Annotated in this window: 15 protein-coding genes, 1 tRNA gene, 1 pseudogene and 1 other annotated feature; of the genes and pseudogenes, 13 read left to right on the forward strand and 4 right to left on the reverse strand. The window is 37.2% G+C overall.

Features of this window, described 5'->3' with window-relative positions; genetic code table 11:
• Nucleotides 1-87: 87 nt before the first annotated feature.
• The 3 genes from AC4CVD_RS06665 to AC4CVD_RS06675 all read left to right on the forward strand — a co-directional run bounded on the left by AC4CVD_RS06665 (nucleotide 88) and on the right by AC4CVD_RS06675 (nucleotide 752).
• Complete coding sequence (locus AC4CVD_RS06665) at nucleotides 88-213, forward strand: hypothetical protein (RefSeq protein WP_017397253.1); 126 nt, start codon at nucleotides 88-90, stop codon at nucleotides 211-213.
• Between the two features lie 77 nt (nucleotides 214-290).
• Entirely contained in the window at nucleotides 291-578 is a 288-nt protein-coding gene (locus AC4CVD_RS06670) for a hypothetical protein (RefSeq protein WP_125273367.1), read from the forward strand.
• Nucleotides 579-675: 97 nt separating this feature from the next.
• A tRNA-Met gene (locus AC4CVD_RS06675) sits at nucleotides 676-752 on the forward strand.
• A gap of 189 nt (nucleotides 753-941) precedes the next feature.
• Here the strand turns inward: AC4CVD_RS06675 and AC4CVD_RS06680 are convergent.
• A complete protein-coding gene (locus AC4CVD_RS06680; RefSeq protein WP_004693511.1) occupies nucleotides 942-1,313 on the reverse strand; it encodes a winged helix-turn-helix transcriptional regulator in 372 nt (123 codons plus the stop codon).
• A 99-nt stretch (nucleotides 1,314-1,412) separates the two neighbouring features.
• Here AC4CVD_RS06680 and AC4CVD_RS06685 point away from each other — a divergent pair.
• Nucleotides 1,413-2,039 (forward strand): annotated as a pseudogene (locus AC4CVD_RS06685) (zinc-binding alcohol dehydrogenase family protein); the annotation flags it as partial.
• Nucleotides 2,040-2,076: 37 nt separating this feature from the next.
• On the opposite strand, the gene AC4CVD_RS06690 reads toward AC4CVD_RS06685, so the two are convergent.
• Nucleotides 2,077-3,296 (reverse strand): IS3-like element ISAba19 family transposase gene (locus AC4CVD_RS06690; RefSeq protein ID WP_490752243.1). Its coding sequence is split into 2 segments (ribosomal slippage): nucleotides 2,077-3,020 and nucleotides 3,020-3,296, totalling 1,221 coding nucleotides; the frame shifts between segments, so codons are not numbered across the junction.
• Nucleotides 2,905-3,021 (reverse strand) — a sequence feature (AL1L pseudoknot). Its footprint overlaps the gene before it by 117 nt.
• A gap of 19 nt (nucleotides 3,297-3,315) precedes the next feature.
• Here AC4CVD_RS06690 and AC4CVD_RS06695 point away from each other — a divergent pair.
• A complete protein-coding gene (locus AC4CVD_RS06695) occupies nucleotides 3,316-4,497 on the forward strand; it encodes a TonB-dependent receptor (RefSeq protein WP_490753496.1) in 1,182 nt (393 codons plus the stop codon).
• 145 nt (nucleotides 4,498-4,642) lie between these two features.
• Here AC4CVD_RS06695 and AC4CVD_RS06700 read toward each other — a convergent pair whose 3' ends face one another.
• Nucleotides 4,643-5,155, reverse strand: a complete 513-nt coding sequence (locus AC4CVD_RS06700) for a hypothetical protein (RefSeq protein ID WP_005399627.1) — start codon at nucleotides 5,153-5,155, stop codon at nucleotides 4,643-4,645.
• A 504-nt stretch (nucleotides 5,156-5,659) separates the two neighbouring features.
• Here AC4CVD_RS06700 and AC4CVD_RS06705 point away from each other — a divergent pair.
• The 6 genes from AC4CVD_RS06705 (at nucleotide 5,660) to AC4CVD_RS06730 (ending at nucleotide 13,149) form a co-directional block, all read left to right on the forward strand.
• A complete protein-coding gene (locus AC4CVD_RS06705) occupies nucleotides 5,660-5,869 on the forward strand; it encodes a cold-shock protein (RefSeq protein WP_004693506.1) in 210 nt (69 codons plus the stop codon).
• A 106-nt stretch (nucleotides 5,870-5,975) separates the two neighbouring features.
• The gene (locus AC4CVD_RS06710) at nucleotides 5,976-6,203 is read left to right on the forward strand and encodes a hypothetical protein (RefSeq protein ID WP_004980159.1); all 228 of its coding nucleotides are present in this window, start codon (nucleotides 5,976-5,978) and stop codon (nucleotides 6,201-6,203) included.
• Nucleotides 6,204-6,259: 56 nt separating this feature from the next.
• A complete protein-coding gene (locus AC4CVD_RS06715) occupies nucleotides 6,260-6,457 on the forward strand; it encodes a hypothetical protein (protein WP_005399626.1) in 198 nt (65 codons plus the stop codon).
• 636 nt (nucleotides 6,458-7,093) lie between these two features.
• Nucleotides 7,094-9,283: a TonB-dependent receptor gene (locus AC4CVD_RS06720; protein WP_490752539.1), complete on the forward strand. Its 2,190-nt coding sequence runs from the start codon at nucleotides 7,094-7,096 to the stop codon at nucleotides 9,281-9,283.
• 430 nt (nucleotides 9,284-9,713) lie between these two features.
• Complete coding sequence (locus AC4CVD_RS06725) at nucleotides 9,714-11,915, forward strand: TonB-dependent siderophore receptor (protein ID WP_490752541.1); 2,202 nt, start codon at nucleotides 9,714-9,716, stop codon at nucleotides 11,913-11,915.
• Between the two features lie 301 nt (nucleotides 11,916-12,216).
• Entirely contained in the window at nucleotides 12,217-13,149 is a 933-nt protein-coding gene (locus AC4CVD_RS06730) for an IS5 family transposase (protein WP_081405714.1), read from the forward strand.
• Nucleotides 13,150-13,178: 29 nt separating this feature from the next.
• On the opposite strand, the gene AC4CVD_RS06735 is transcribed toward AC4CVD_RS06730, so the two are convergent.
• Nucleotides 13,179-14,255, reverse strand: coding sequence for a sensor domain-containing diguanylate cyclase (locus AC4CVD_RS06735; protein WP_490752543.1), 1,077 nt, complete (start codon nucleotides 14,253-14,255; stop codon nucleotides 13,179-13,181).
• A gap of 519 nt (nucleotides 14,256-14,774) precedes the next feature.
• On the opposite strand from AC4CVD_RS06735, the gene AC4CVD_RS06740 reads away from it, so the two are divergent.
• Nucleotides 14,775-15,287: a cytochrome b gene (locus tag AC4CVD_RS06740; protein ID WP_490752545.1), complete on the forward strand. Its 513-nt coding sequence runs from the start codon at nucleotides 14,775-14,777 to the stop codon at nucleotides 15,285-15,287.
• Between the two features lie 143 nt (nucleotides 15,288-15,430).
• Complete coding sequence (dusB, locus tag AC4CVD_RS06745) at nucleotides 15,431-16,456, forward strand: tRNA dihydrouridine synthase DusB (RefSeq protein ID WP_490752547.1); 1,026 nt, start codon at nucleotides 15,431-15,433, stop codon at nucleotides 16,454-16,456.

The raw sequence follows: 16,456 nt of genomic DNA on the forward strand, positions 1-16,456 counted from the left end.
AAAGAGAATGAGGTTGTTTCATAAATTAAACATTGAAATCTTTAGATTTTGATAAGTTATATTTTTAAATCGTGCTAGGCAAAAATGATGAAAATATTTGCAATAGTAAGTTTAGTTTTAATGCTGGGATTAACGGCATGCCAAAAAAGAGATACAGATACGAAAGAGCAGGATAAAACTACAACGCCACATTCCATGGATAAAGATCAGTAAGAAAAAGCTCGCCAAATGGTGGGCTTTTTCAAGAGTTTAAATGGTATAGTAGCGCTGTCATTTAAGTACTTTTTTCTATGTCTGAAACCTATAAATACATTTACACCCAAATTAGTACATTTGGATCATTACCTACACATAAAGTTCTTATAAGTAGTGTGGGAAGGAAGACAAAATTAGTTTTCGCTGATAATACTTTTGTTTATAGTACCGTTTCTGATTGGGCTTTAAATCATTCGGGTCTTGATTCTAGGAAATCAATATGGTCTGAAGAGCCTAAGTCATTTTTAGACAGTGAAAAAACAAGATTAAGCGTCTATAGAGCCTCACATCCTGCTTTTATCACTGAAGCAAGCATTGGTTAAACACTAGTATTTTGTATGCTGCTTATGTAATAACTGCTTATATTACAAATAAAGTTTGCTTTGCAGGTGTTAAGGGCGTATAAAGCTAACTCGTTGATGCGGGATGGAGCAGTCTGGTAGCTCGTCGGGCTCATAACCCGAAGGTCGTTGGTTCAAATCCAGCTCCCGCTACCAACGAAAAAGATTCAAAGTTTATAGCCTAGTCTTCACAGATTAGGCTTTTTTTATGGCTGGTTAATTTTATACATAGCGGTTTCTAAGAACGTGCTTTTATACAAGTTACTGGAATGGTGTGTAAGCAGTGAAAGCACAGTATTTCTAGAAAACATCAGAGTTGTAAGTGACGTAAAACAGGTTTAAGTCTTATTCTGATTCTAAAGGCATAATGGGTTTTCCAAATAAACCAATATTTTTATCCCCCCATTGTTTTAATGCAACCAAAATAGGGGCTAAAGAAGTGCCTAGTGTTGATAATCGGTATTCTACTTTAGGAGGAACAACGGCATAAACCTTTCGTAGAATCAGTTGATCCTCTTCAAGTTCACGTAATTGTCTAGTGAGCATTTTTTGAGTGACATTTGGAATTTTCTTTCTCAGTTCATTAAACCTTAAAACATCATCTTCTAATAAATGCCATAAGATAATACTCTTCCATTTACCATCAAGTAAGCCTATGGCAGCTTCAACAGAACATCCTGGTGTGCAATCAAAACGCGAATGTTTTAGCTTACCCATTTCAATAGTATCCTTTTGGTAACTATAAGACGAATTTGTCTGTATAACTCAAAAAAGAATATTAAGTAAACTCAAATAACAAAACAAGAGGACAAGTGAATGAAGGCTATTTCTTATATTGATGGTATGGATCATGGATTTCAAAATCCACTGGTAGATATTGAAAAAGCGATGCCGAGCTTAAAAGATCGGGATTTGTTGGTTAGAGTCAAAGCGATCTCGGTTAACCCTGTCGATACTAAGGTTAGACGAAATCCTGTCGCAGCAGGCAATACACGTATCTTAGGATGGGATGCAGTGGGTGAGATTGTTGAAGTCGGTTCTGGCGTGCAACACTTTAAAGTCGGTGATCAGGTCTGGTATGCGGGTGATTTAACTCGGGATGGGAGTAATGCTGAGTATCAAGCAGTCGATGAGCGTATTGTTAGCTTAAAACCTCAAAGCCTGAGTGATGCTGAAGCTGCTGCACTGCCATTAACTGCTATTACGGCGTGGGAAATGTTATTTGATCGTTTCAATGTTGATTTAGACAAATTTGATAATATTTTAGTGATTGGAGGCGCTGGAGGTGTAGGGTCTATTGCGATTCAATTACTCAAAGCGAAGACAAATTTAAAAGTTATTGCTACAGCATCTAGGGAAGAGACTAAAGCATGGGTTAAGTCTTTAGGGGCTGACTATGTTATCGATCATACCGAAGATTTAAACACGCAAATCAAAGCATTGAACCGTACCGGGTTTGTCGGAGATTTTTTTATTTAAGTTAGGCCACCTGACCTAACGGGTTAATCTTATCATAGTACATTGCTTCAAACTCAAAAGGCGATACATAACCCAGTGCACTGTGTACACGCTTTTTATTGAACCAATATACCCAGTTTAGTGTCGCAAGTTGTACATCTGCTAAACCTTGCCAATCTGCTTTTAAATATTCAATCACCTCTGTTTTGTATAAGCCATTCACCGTTTCAGCCAGAGCATTATCGTATGAATCACCAGTTGTACCGACTGATGCTCGTAAATTTGCAGCTTCTAAACGATTGGTATAGCGAATAGAAAGATATTGAACACCTCTATCTGAATGATGAATCACATTCTTAGGCATACCTCGATCGTGCAATGCTTGCTCCAATGCATCGAGCACCATATCTGTATTCATCCGTGTAGATACTTTCCATCCAACAATTGCTCGTGAGAACACATCAATAACAAATGCGGTATATACCCAGCCTGAATGAGTTTGAATATACGTAAAGTCACCCACCCATAGTTGGTTTGGATGATCAGCATTAAAATTACGTTTCACTAAATCATCTGCCCGTTTTTGGTCATCTCGGTTACGAGTAGTTTGTTTATTCTTACCACGCCAAACACCTTGTATACCTAGCTTTTGCATCAATCGAGCAACTGTACAGCGTGCAATAATATAGCCTTCACGTTTTAATTTTTGCCAGACTTTACGTACACCATATCGACCTGAACTTTCCTTCCAAATTCGTTTAATTTGTTCAGCATGATGCAAGTCATGTAAATCTCGTTTCGCTCGATGTTCTGGATTGTCCGCGAGATCTAAAGTCCGGTAATAGGTTGAAGGTGCGATAGGTAAAATTCTACAAATCGCTTCAACACCATATCGATCTTTATTGTTATGGATAAAATCCACCATTATTTGTGTGGGCGGTCGAGCTCCGCCTGGGCGAAAAAAGCGGCTGCTTTGCGTAGAATTTCATTGGCACGTTTTAATTCTTTAATTTCACGTTCCATTTGCTTCATTTTTTCTTGGTCAGATATCTGTTGTACTTTGGCAGGATTTAGTTGATCCAGATGCTTTAAATACCAAACACGCAATGTTTCAGGAGTACAACCGATTTTAGGAGCAATAGCTGTGATTGCTGCCCAAGTAGAAGGATAATCTTTTTCAGATTCAATTAGTAATTGAACCGCTCTTTCTCTGATTTCAGGGGTATATTTTAATTTTGTCATCGGGATAGTTTCTCAGAATATTGACTCTCCGACAAACCCGGTACGGTTCACATCTAGACTTTCAAGCACATCTGGGGAGTACATTGGTGCAAGTAAAGCTAATGAGTATAAATTTGATACTGATACTGCGGAGTTGCTATTTGAACACATGCCTTATAAAAACCTGACTGGCGAAATAGGAACGTCTATAAATGCCAGACAGGTTAAGGGCTCAGGTTTAGAACGTTATTTACCGAATGTGAATACAGTTTCTCATGCAATATTCATTCAGGAAAAACTAGATTTCAATAAAATTTCTTTTGATGCTGGTTATCGTGTCGAGAAAGTGAAACATGAGATTCAGGATCAGAGCTTTAAGTTGGCGCGTAATGCTTCAAATAGTACGCTTGAAGATAAGTCCTTTGATCTGAATAGTTTTTATATCGGATCGGAGTTTAGAGTTACAGACTCTTTAGGTTTCAGACTTCAGTACAGTGAGTCTGAACGAGCACCCGAAATCAATGAGCTCTATGCCAGCAACCCTCACTATTCAGTCATGACCCAAGAAGAAGGAAATCAACAACTCAACAAAGAAGTCATGCAGGGTTTAGAGTTTACAACTACCCTGAATTGGGACTCGACCAATATTGCGGTTTCATTGTACCAAATGGATTTTGAGGACTATTTGTATTTGTCCCACTCAGGTGCTTCTATGCGGAACCGTTTACCACTGAAGTATTGGAAGCAAACCGATACAAAAGTGAATGGTTTTGAGTTGGATATGAACCATATGTTTTCCCTCGGCAACTTTGGGGATTTAAAAGTAGGTGGTTTTGCAGATTTGGTCAAGAATAAAGCGACAGATCCTGATCGTTTACGTTTAGCCAATGATGGAATCTATTTGCCCAATATGCCAACCAACCGCTATGGTGCAAATATTGAGTGGACATTAGAGAATTGGTCAGCGCGGCTGTCTAGTATTTATTATGACAAACCTCGTTACCTAGGTAAAAATGTGGGTGAGGAAGTACCATTGCCTGCATACAATTTGCTTGATTTAGATATTCGTAAAAAAATGACGTTGAAAAACGCCAGTTTTGATCTTTTTATCAATGGTTCTAATTTGCTGGATGAAGATGCACGGCCACAAAACTCTCCATTAAAATATATTGCACCCTTACCAGGTAGAGCTTTCCAATTAGGCATAACGATGCATATTTAATATATTATCCTCACCATAAGTCTAGATAGAGCGTCGTGTGGCGCTTTATCTTTATTTAAGTTAAATCAAAACAGTGCTTTGTGAGTATTAAAAATCTTAAGTATGGAGGATTTTGTATAGTTGTGATTATTTGAATACCCAAGAGCTATTTCACTGTTCCTGCTTTTTGCATTTCTTGGTAAAGCTGATCAAGATAATGTTGTTGTTGGACGTTATCTTTAAAGTATCGTTGATAATTCACACTACAACTATCGATATCGGCGATATTATTGAGATTGAATGTCCAATCATCCGTATTTTTAACACGAATGCCTAAGTCATCACTACATTTCTGCCAAAGTTGAGAAAATCGTGTCTGCTTATTGCTCGAGAGTTGGTTGAAACGTGCATAAACGCTGAAGCCTTTCATTTCTGAGTTAAAATATTTGTGAATAAAACCAATGGGTACACCAGCCCAATTCATGGATTGATCTTTTGGGAAGGAAATCCTGATGAGTTTTCTTTCGTTCAGTAATGAATCTTGTTGGCCTGATTTAAAATGTTGTTCTTCATATTCTAGTTTTGTGCCTATAGGTACATTGATCTTTTTCACGATCATTGGTTGTGTCGTGATGTAATAAGGATAATCAGGCCTACCATTGCCGCCTGTAGGGTTCATATTGCCAACACATGCTCCCAAATTTGAGAGTAGGGCGATGCAAAAAGATTAATCTAACTTTATTATTCATTATTGATCCTAAAAAACTTTATTTAAAGGCTATTTTATTTATCCAGAATGAACCCATAGTATACCTCATGCGAAACGTTTGAAATTTCACCTCTAGCCTCAATATTTTGGTTCAAGCTATTCTAAGGCTCAGCACACGACTAGGGCTTTTTTAGATGCTACGACTTCTATTTTTAAGGACGTTTCAATTTATTCCAGGAAACACCTAATATAATTAAAATTTATGATAGCTATAAATAACTTGAATATTTATTTTTTTCATGTATACTTGACCTAACTAGAAAAAAGTAATGTTTAGTAAATCTTCTTTAAGTATCGCAGTTTTAGTCATAATCCTCCGTTGTTTCAGATCTTAAGCTCCACTTTTATTATTTTCAAAGTTACATCTAGTCATTTATTTTTGACTAAAATTATTAAAATTCAGCAGGATATATTATGTCTACTACAGTTACCGGTACAGTTAAATGGTTTAATGAAACTAAAGGCTTTGGTTTCATTCAACAAGAATCTGGTCCAGATGTTTTTGCTCACTTTCGCGAAATCGCTAGTTCAGGCTTCAAAACATTGCATGAAGGGCAACAAGTGTCATTCAGCATAGAGCAAGGTCAAAAAGGCCCAAATGCTGTAAATATTGTTGCTTTATAAGAAGCATTAAATATAAAAAAGCACTGAACAGTGCTTTTTTAATGACTAAAAATTATTAATTAAATATTTATTCCTTGTTGGAATATATGAAAAAAACTGGTGAAAATTGAAAAAACTTAATACCTTAATTGCTAAATCTTCAAATGGTACTGAAATTATAGTCTCGTTAATTCCTCTAAATAAAATGCAAAATACCCGTGACGGCTTGAAATCTATTGAGGTGGGTAAGCGTGTGCTGCTTCAGTCTGGAATCGAAGTGGACTTAAATTTAGATGGTAGAACATTCTATACCGCTTTAAATCAATTATTTAAATTTAACTATAAAGTTGCCTAACTAAATATTTGATTATATTGTTTTTTAAATGAATTAATATTATAGGTATAGAAAAAATGTTAAAGAAAAATGTTACTGTCAAAGATCAATTCGGTACTGAATACTCTATTCAGGCAACTGTAGATAAAAACTCTTGCAGTACAATGTTGCATTCAAATTTAAGATATATCACTGTTGATGGCGAAGATATTCGTCCTGGTTTTGAAATGTTCTTCCAAAGTCTCAATAGCGATAAAATTTTCAAGTTGATCTGAATGTTATTAGTTTTAATTTGGTCGTGATGACTAATACAACAATTATCTTAACCAACCCCAATTACTCCTCCTCAAATTTATTTGAATTATAGAACAGTTATTTTAGATAATTTGAAGAGGGCTATGTCAGGCAGAATACTTTTGTTAATAAGTAGTTTAATGACATAGCTAAAAAGTATTCCTAGCAAAAAATCTTCTGTGAATGTCAAGAAAAATTCATTTTATTATATAAATATTATAGGTTTAATGATTGTTAGCTTGTCCCCGAGGAATTCTTAATCTCCAAATTTCTTCCAATGATTGGTTTCTCGATGCAGCCCTTTGCCTATTATTCGTTATATTCCTAGCTCAATTCGCTCCTAAATGAGTTCACAGAAAGTTTTCCGAAAATGGGTTTTTAAAAACCAAATTCATAATAGGTGTCTGCTGCATGACAATATGACCTATATCGTATTGGAGCTCATTGAAAGTAAGTATAGAAATGCTAGCGTATGACGATCAACACCTGTTTGAACAGAAGGCTGCTTTTTCGTATTCAAGATAGAATTTACTGCATTAAAAATATAATAAAAAGTTTTACAATAAAGATAATAATAATTATCATTCTCGAAAATATTTTACAGAAGAGAAATAAAAATGCGCTTGTCACACTTTAGTCTTTGTCTACTTACGGCAGCTATTTGTACCCAACTGTATGCTGAAGACACAGCAACAAATGACTCTACAACACAAAATACTGAAGCTAAACTTCCAACTATCGTGATGACAGCAACACGTACACCTAAAAGTATTTCCGAAATTGCAGGAACTGTCCAAACCATTTCTGCTGATGAAATTGCGCAACAGGCTGGCCCAGGTCGTAAAGTTGCAGATGTTTTGGCGCAACTGGTTCCATCTTTAGCACCAAGCAGTGGAACGAGTAGTAATTATGGTCAAACTATGCGTGGACGTAATGTACTTGTAATGATTGATGGGGTATCACAAACGGGTTCACGTGATGTGTCACGTCAGTTAAATAGTATTAGCCCAAATATGATTGATCACATTGAAGTGGTTTCTGGTGCGACCAGTATTTATGGTTCAGGTGCGACAGGCGGGATTATTAATATTATTACCAAACGTGCCGATAAATCAGAACCAGTCAGTTTTCAAACCAAATTGGGTGTGACATCTGCCGATAATTTCCGCGGTGACAGCCTAGCTTATCAAGTGGGACAAACAGCTTCATTTGCAAATGACAAAGTCGACGGTTTTCTTGGCTTAGACTATACCAATCGAGGCTCCCAATTTGATGGTAATGGGGATCGTATTTCATTAAGTCCTTGGCAGGGCAGCACCATGGATACCGATACTATTGATGTGAATGGTCGTTTAAACTTTAATTTAACTGACAACCAAAGTTTAAGTTTTGGTGCTCAGTACTATAAAGATGAACAAGATACAGAATATGGGCCTGATTATTCTTATTTACTCACAAAAACAGATCCATCTTACAAAGCGGTCAAAGGTTGGAGCTTAGATAATCAGCCTTTTACTGAACGTTATGCTTTTAATACGCAGTACCAAAATCAGGATTTTTTAGGGCAAGTTTTGAATGTTGAAGCATACTATCGAAATGAGAAGTCTCGCTTTGTACCTTATGGCTATTCAGCAGATGGCGTGAATGTAAAGCAAAGTCAATCTAATGTGGACTATGCTGGGATTCGTTCAACTTTACAGTCTGCTCTTGTAGTTGCTGACCGTGATTTAAAACTAACTTATGGCTTAGACTATGATTGGGAAAAAGACCATCAGTGGGCAGACTACTACACGCCAAGCAATAATGGTTTAGTTTATATCCCAACTGGAGAAAAACAAGGCTCAGGACCAGATACTGAAATTCAGAATATTGGTACCTTTATACAAGGGGACTATGCCGTAACTGATCAGCTTAATATTCAAGCTGGGGTACGTTACCAATATGTTCAGGCAGACACAGACAGCTATTTAACTGCACGTAAGCCATATACATTAATGGCGGCAGACTCTACAGATTCAGAGAAATTTCTGTTTAATCTAGGTGCTGTTTATAAGCTAAATGATGTACAACAAATTTATGCTAACTTCTCTCAAGGCTATAGTTATCCAGATGTACAACGCGTATTGCGTGACGTTGCAGCATATACTTTAACCACGTCTGGTATCGCTCCAATCACTGTGAATAGCTATGAACTAGGCTGGCGCTTAAATCAAGACACAGGCTTAAATTTGGGCTTAACAGGTTTCTATAATAACTCTGATAGAGTCGTTCAATTTAACTCGAATCGTTCTGTAAATGTTGTCGACACAGATCAGCGAGTTTATGGTGCGGAGGCAACAGTAAGTTATCCATTTATGGAAAATTATAAGGTGGGTGGCACTTTAGGTTACACAAGAGGCCAGTATAAGGATGTGGCCAATAACTGGCATGAGTTAAACGCTTTTGCAGTATCACCAGTGAAAGGCACATTGTTTGCAGAATGGAATAATGAAGATGGCTATGGTGTACGTGCTCAAATGCTTGCAATCAAAGGAACTGACAAAGCCTATAAAGATGACTTAGAGTTAAAAGCAGCTGGACTGAGTGATAGTAACAGTGCAGCAGAGATTAAAGGTTATACGACTATGGATGTATTAGCACATTTTCCAGTAGCGAAAGGCCGTATGGACTTTGGTGTTTATAATCTATGCGGTAATCAATATAAAACTGTATTCGCCCAACAAGCAGCAGTGACCAATGCCAACTCATTGTTAGCGATCCCAGCGGAAGGTCGTACTTTTGCACTAAGTTATGCCATTAATTACTAATGGTGCCTGAAGCATGTTATGTAGAACTTTTTAATTCTATCTAAAATAATCGGGATAACATTTTTAGTTAAATTCCTAAGTTTTAACATATAACATCATTATTTTATGCAAGGCCATTCTAGAGCTCATGGAACTAGAATGGCTTTCATGTAATTTTACTCATCTGAATTATTTTTATGATTAATACCTCAAACTAACTTCCCATCGAATTACACGCGACGAGAAGGCAACTTACAAGACCTGATTGTAAACTTCGAATCTACAAATTTTTAGGGGACTTGAGAGGATATGTATGATCTGTCCTCATAATCTATAAATACAGAATATACGCATAAACACTCAATCATTTTGAGTAAATATTCTATTTGTGTAGAAATGTAAATGATAATTAATATACAATGATTCTCATTTGCAAATGGTAGCTTGTAGTATGCAATATTTCCCACCTAATAAAATTTGGCTTGTCGTTCTTTTAACTCCTTTATTTAGTTCATCTCTTTATGCAGCAGCATCTGAGCCAGTAGCAAGTTTAGCTCCTATTGTGGTACAGACTGAAGACGAGGAGGATGCTACGGAAAACAGTAAAAAATATAAAAAGAGTAAGTCTTCTCAAGCAGCCAAAATGAATATTGCATTGAAAGAAACACCTCAGACAGTGACTGTTGTTACACAGCAAAGAATGCAGGATCAAGGCTTAGCGACTGTTACAGACGTGATGCAACAAGTAGCTGGTGTAAGTATTGGATATAACGATAGCGAACGCCCAAATTACAACGTTCGTGGGTTTGCAGTCGATAATATTCAAATTGATGGTATTGCATCATCTTATTCAGGTGTTAGTGGTTCCGTAATTGCTATGCCTGTGTTTGATACGGCAATTTATGATCACATTGAAGTTTTAAAGGGGGTAAATGGCCTAAACACTGGGCTGGGTGAGCCTTCTGCATCAATTAATATGGTCCATAAAAAACCAACACAAGAGCTTAATGCACAGCTTGGAGCAAGTTACGATACTTTCGATGGGCGAAGATTTACTGGAGATATTAGTGGCGGGCTGTTAGCTGATGATAAACTTAACGCACGTTTAATTGTTGCGACATCAGACGGTAGAACAGGGAAACATTATTATGAAAAGAATACAACAACGATTTCAGGATCATTAACGTCTAAACTCACTGATCAAACTCAACTTACTTTGGGTATTGATTACCAAGATGATGACCCTCACGGTCTTGGTGGAGGTGTACCAATTTTCTATAGCGATGGGAGTCAAACTAGCTTTTCATCAGAAGATAACTTTGGTTCGATGAACTGGGTGAGATGGCAACGTGAATTACAAAATAGTTATGTGTATTTAGACCATAACTTTAATGACAGATGGAAGGCTAAACTTTCATTCAGTCGACAGGATCTGGATGCATTTGCTAAAACATCATATGCATACAATGGAAACTTAAACAAAGATGGCACGGGTTTAAGTTATTCACATTGGGCATCTGAAGGGGATTTGAACCAAAATACATATGATTTAACAGTCAATGGACTATTCGATTTATTTAACCGAGAACATCAAGTGGTCTTTGGTTTTAATGGTTGGGATAGAGAAGCTAATGAATATGGACTCACTTACCCTACTTACTCAGCAGGAAATACAATTAATGATATTGAACATTTCTACGGAAATGCATCTCCTGATTTCAAACCAGAAAGAACGGGTGTAGACAAAACAACAGACACCAAAATGTTTGGAACTTTTATTAATACACGATGGAACATCGCAGACAAGTTCAAGATTTTCACCGGTGGACGTATGTCTGACTGGGAGACTAAAACCCGTAACTTCAATCAAGGCCAACTCATCAGTACGACTTCAAAGCAAAAGCAATCTAGTATTTTTGTGCCTTATGTGGCTGCTACGTATAACATTTTTCCAACTAGCACTATTTATGCAAGTTATACCGAAATCTTTAAACCACAGTCGAGTTTAGATGCTAATGATAATTTCTTGGATCCTGTTACGGGCAGTAATACAGAGCTAGGTTTAAAAAACAGTTTCTTTGATGATCGGCTAGACGTCAATGCGGCAGTTTTCTATGCTCAAAAAGACAATGTCGCTGAACAAATCGCTGGGACTGGGTTAAATGGCATTGAAGCGCGTTATAGAGCTGTGAAAGGTGCTAAAACGAAAGGCTTTGAAGTTGAAGCATTAGGTCAACTTACGGATGCATGGACGCTTACATTTGGATATGCATACAATGACACAGAGGATGCGAAAGGCAAAAAAATTAATACCGCAAATCCAAAGCAAACAGCTAAATTCAATACAAACTACCAGTTTAGTGGTGATCTTTCTGGATTGAGAGTTGGCGGTAGTTTAAATTGGTATGGTTCAAGCTATGATTATATCAATATGGGAACACGAGCTCAGCCTAACCTAATAAAAGCGGAACAAGAAGATTATGTTGTAGCAAGTTTGTATGGTGCTTATGATCTTAATGAGAAAACCCGTGTGTCACTAAATATTAATAATTTATTTGATGAGCAGTACTACACCCGCATCATTGCAAACTACAAAACTGGCTATATGGGAGACGGCAGGTCTGCTGTAGTTGCGTTAAATTATAAATTTTAAAATGTATGAAGTCGCATTTTTTAATGAAGGTTAGAAAATGCGACTTTTTAGGATCTAGAGTTTTAATATCGAGCTTAGAAAGTTTTAACTGGGGTAACTTATCGCTTTAAATGGATTTTAGCTTAAGGTACTGAGTGTGGAGATATACAGTTACGACCATTTGCTTTAGCAAGATATAATTGCTCGTCTGCTCTTCGTAGAACACTGGTTTTAAGCTCTTTCCTTTTCCAAGTCACTACTCCAAAGGGGCTTTGTTGCACAAACCTATCTGTAAAGGGTTTTTCAGCGATATAATTTTCAAATGAAGAAGCCTACACACAAAATCTACCGCACAACCAATTGGCCCGCATATAACCGAGCACTCATGAGTCGCGGAAATATTGCCATTTGGTTTGATCCTGCTACGCAATGGTATGCGCCATCAAAAGGCAAACAAGGGCGAAATCAAACCTACTCCGACGCAGCCATCCAATGCTGCTTAATGATTAAATCCTTATTCCGTCTGTCTTTACGTATGGTCACTGGCTTTGTGCAAAGTCTGATTAAACTTTGCGGATTAAATTGGATAGCTCCAGATTACACCACGCTTTGTAGAAGACAAAAGCATATTGATATTGTAATCAGCTACCAAAAAAGTAGCGATGGGCTGCATCTACTCATGGACTCTACAGGCATGAAGTTTCTAGGTGAGGGCGAATGGAAACGCAAGAAACATGGACCTGAATATCGTCGCCAATGGCGTAAACTTCATATTGGTATAGATGCTAAAACCCTACAAATACGAGCAGTTCAGCTTACAACCAATAATGTCAGTGATTCACAGGTGCTTGGTGATTTACTTAATCAGATTCCACAAGATGAGCGGATTGACTCTGTTTATACCGATGGAGCTTATGACACCAAGCAATGCCGTCAGGTCATTGCAGATCGGCAAGGGCATGCGGTGATTCCACCTAGAAAAAATGCGAAACCATGGAAAGATACAAAGAGTAGCTCGCTAGAGCGAAATGAATTACTTCGAACAATTAAACGTTTAGGCAGGACACTATGGAAAAAATGGTCAGGCTATCATCGGCGAAGTTTGGTTGAAACTAAGATGCATTGCATCAAATTATTAGGAGATAAACTCAGTGCAAGGAGTTTTGATAGCCAAGTGAATGAGATCCATGCACGTGTAGCAGTCCTTAACAGATTTACGGAATTAGGTCGACCACTTACCCAAGTTACGCCTTAAATTTGGCTCAATTAGGGGCACTTTGCATTTCAAATCTTTGTGCAACAAAGCCGTTTGATACTTGGTAATACGATTAATATTTCGTCTCCTCCCCAACGAATGAGAGTGTCCTTGCTACGTAAATTTTTGGAGAGCTCATGCATGACTTGTTGTAAGACCTTATCTCCTAATGCATGACCATGAGTATCATTAATGGTTTTAAAGTAATCGATATCAGCCAATAACACGCAGCAAGAGTTATCTTCATTGCACATGTCTTTTTGAATGGTATCTAGAAGATGTTCACCATAGCGACGATTAAAAATACTCGTCAAACTGTCGTAATTGGCCCACTCTTCAAGTTGACTCTTGATCTCGATATGATGATTAATATTTCTACCGATACTCACATTGTGTGTAATTGTGCCATTACGGTCTTTTAGAGGGGATGAAACGAGCTCTAAGAAATGCTTTTCATATACATGGTCTTTATTTTCAATATCCTGATTTTTTATTCTTTGTAGTTCTATCAGCTTTTGATCATGTGGATATAATTTTGTGATAGGTTCATCTTTTAAATCTGCTAGGGTGTAGCCCGAGAGTTCCTCTGCGGCATGATTCATAAATTTAATTTTAGCTTGATCATCCGTGATCACTATCGTATCGGGTGTTGTATTGATTGCTGCAACCAGCATCGCTTGATATTTAAGACTTTCGTTTTTTTCCGTGATATCTCGTTGAACGGATACAAAATGGGTGATTTCACCTGTTTCAGTTTTAATCGGGGAGATGTTCCACTCTACATCGTACGGTGTTTTATCTTTGCGATAATTAATCGTATGGTTATGGAAAAATAGTCCATTAGATATGCAATCTTTTAATTCCTGAATCACGGTTAGATCTGTCTCAGGCCCTTGTAAGATACGGGGCGATTGTCCAATTAACTCTTCTTCGCTATAACCTGTCATTTCACAAAATGCTGGATTGCAGAAAAGGATGTGTGGGTCATTATTCTCAAAGCAGGCATTTGTAATGACGATCGCATTAAATGATTGCTGAATAGCCATAGTCATTAAACTATTGAATTCAGTCGCTGTTAATTTTTTGTGTTCAGAATATTGAGGCATATTGGAGTGAATCACTATGTTTCTTTATTGTTTTCCTTGTTCTTCTTAATATCATAAATTAGACTTTAAATTAATGAATAATGCTGGTTTATGATTTATACAATATAATCAATAGTCTATAAAATTATTTATATGGTTACCTTTGCCATGTACTGGAAGATGTAATTATCGATGAATTTATGGAACACTCTAAAGGATATTAGGGCTATCTACATACATCATAATAAATTAAAGGTAGCAGAGCATAGTGTTTAGAAAAGATGATGTAGCACAAATGTTCAACCTGAAGTTTTACAAAGGATGTAAGGAATACTTGAAGCGATGAAGGATGTTGTATTTAAAAGTACTTTAATCTTCAAGATGTTGGAAATAGTGGATAGGCAGGCAATTGATTTTTAAGGTTTAAGTCAAGCCTAGCCTGAATAAAAAGCAGAGCATTCTATTTTTCTTTACATTTTTCGTTTAAGCTTTTTTTTAACAGCTCCGTTTTATAAAAATATTTAAAACTTAGGAAAAGCGATGAAGAATAACTATCCAAAACCTATAATAATCATGCATTGGATTACCTTTGCTTTAGTTGCAATGGTATATCTGACTGCAGGTGATCCCACAATAACAGACTGGAAAGGCCAGATTTATGTTGCAGGTGGGATTTTAATATTTATTTTATTTTTCTTGAGATTGAGTTTTGTTTTTCTGTATAGAAAAAGTATTCCTAAAACTGAAATAATTAATTCTTACCAGATAATGTTATTTAAAACGGTCAGATTTTTCCTTTACTTAAGCTTATGTATTGTTCCAATTGCGGGGTGGATGACATTATCGAGTTTTACTGATAATTTCCACGTTTTATCTTTAAATTTACCGCTTTTGAGTACTGTTTGGGGGAGTGACTATATTGCAGATGCGCATAAATTTTTAGGGAATCTCTTTATTGCGCTCGTGGGTTTGCATGCCTGTGCGGCATTGGTTCACCACTTCATTTTCAAAGATAACGTCTTAAAAAGTATGCTTTTTAAAAAAATGATGTGATTTAGAGGCTATCTGATGGCTGCCTTTTAGATTCGTCTGGCTTTTTTATTATGAGTATTTCATAGTCACATAACACATGATAAAAGATGAGCCGAAAGTGTAGATGCAGTATACTGTGCCAGTCGAAAAAGTGATGAATTCATATGTATATTGGTCCGTATCAACTGTCAAATAATTTGATTGTTGCTCCGATGGCAGGCGTAACTGACCGTCCATTTAGGTCTCTGTGCAAATACTTTGGTGCAGGGCATGCTGTCAGTGAAATGATGACATCAGACCAAACGTTACGGATGAGTAAAAAAAGCTTATATCGTGCTAATTTTGATGGTGAATTGGCGCCTATTTCAGCACAAATTGCAGGATCAGATCCCAAAGAGTTAGCGGAAGCTGCACGATATCAGGTCTCAAATGGTGCTCAAATTGTGGACATTAATATGGGGTGTCCTGCCAAGAAAGTCTGTAATAAGCTGGCGGGTTCTGCACTTTTAAAAGATGAAGACTTGGTGGCTCGAATTTTGGATGAAGTTGTGGCTGCAGTTGATGTACCTGTCACACTTAAAACTCGTTTGGGTTTTTTGAATGGTCATGAAAATATCTTACGTGTAGCGAAACGTGCGGAAGAGGCGGGTATTGCCGCGTTGGCGTTGCATGGGCGCACCCGTGAAGACATGTATTTGAACACGGCTCGTTATGATTTAATTAAAGAGGTTAAACAGCTCATTCGTATACCAGTGGTTGCCAATGGGGATATTGATAGTCCAGAAAAAGCCAAATATGTACTCGATTATACTGGTGCAGATGCAATTATGATTGGTCGCGCTGCGCAAGGGCGTCCATGGATTTTTCGTGAAATCGCACATTATTTGGAGACAGGTGAACATTTGGCAGCACCAAGCATTCAAGAAGTAAAAGAAGTTCTACTTGGACATCTTGCTGAACTGTACACATTTTACGGGGAATACTCTGGCTGCCGAATTGCACGTAAACATATTGCTTGGTACACCAAAGGTTTACGTTCAAGTAATGAATTTCGCCAGAACATGTACAAAGTGGAAAGTACAACTGAACAATTTAAAGTGGTCGCTGACTACTTTGACCAATTACTCATACATGGTGAAACCATGAATGACGTACAGGTTGAACAGGTCAATTTGTTAGAAACCAAATAA

The organism is Acinetobacter sp. LipI_23 (assembly GCF_058243045.1).

Bases quoted from the DNA above. Each gene is read 5' to 3' on its own strand.
- AC4CVD_RS06665 (WP_017397253.1), top strand. From the start codon at position 88: ATGAAAATATTTGCAATAGTAAGTTTAGTTTTAATGCTGGGATTAACG.
- AC4CVD_RS06670 (WP_125273367.1), top strand. From the start codon at position 291: ATGTCTGAAACCTATAAATACATTTACACCCAAATTAGTACATTTGGA.
- AC4CVD_RS06680 (WP_004693511.1), bottom strand. From the start codon at position 1,313: ATGGGTAAGCTAAAACATTCGCGTTTTGATTGCACACCAGGATGTTCT.
- AC4CVD_RS06700 (WP_005399627.1), bottom strand. From the start codon at position 5,155: ATGAACCCTACAGGCGGCAATGGTAGGCCTGATTATCCTTATTACATC.
- AC4CVD_RS06705 (WP_004693506.1), top strand. From the start codon at position 5,660: ATGTCTACTACAGTTACCGGTACAGTTAAATGGTTTAATGAAACTAAA.
- AC4CVD_RS06715 (WP_005399626.1), top strand. From the start codon at position 6,260: ATGTTAAAGAAAAATGTTACTGTCAAAGATCAATTCGGTACTGAATAC.
- AC4CVD_RS06720 (WP_490752539.1), top strand. From the start codon at position 7,094: ATGCGCTTGTCACACTTTAGTCTTTGTCTACTTACGGCAGCTATTTGT.
- AC4CVD_RS06725 (WP_490752541.1), top strand. From the start codon at position 9,714: ATGCAATATTTCCCACCTAATAAAATTTGGCTTGTCGTTCTTTTAACT.
- AC4CVD_RS06730 (WP_081405714.1), top strand. From the start codon at position 12,217: ATGAAGAAGCCTACACACAAAATCTACCGCACAACCAATTGGCCCGCA.
- AC4CVD_RS06735 (WP_490752543.1), bottom strand. From the start codon at position 14,255: ATGCCTCAATATTCTGAACACAAAAAATTAACAGCGACTGAATTCAAT.
- AC4CVD_RS06740 (WP_490752545.1), top strand. From the start codon at position 14,775: ATGAAGAATAACTATCCAAAACCTATAATAATCATGCATTGGATTACC.
- dusB (WP_490752547.1), top strand. From the start codon at position 15,431: ATGTATATTGGTCCGTATCAACTGTCAAATAATTTGATTGTTGCTCCG.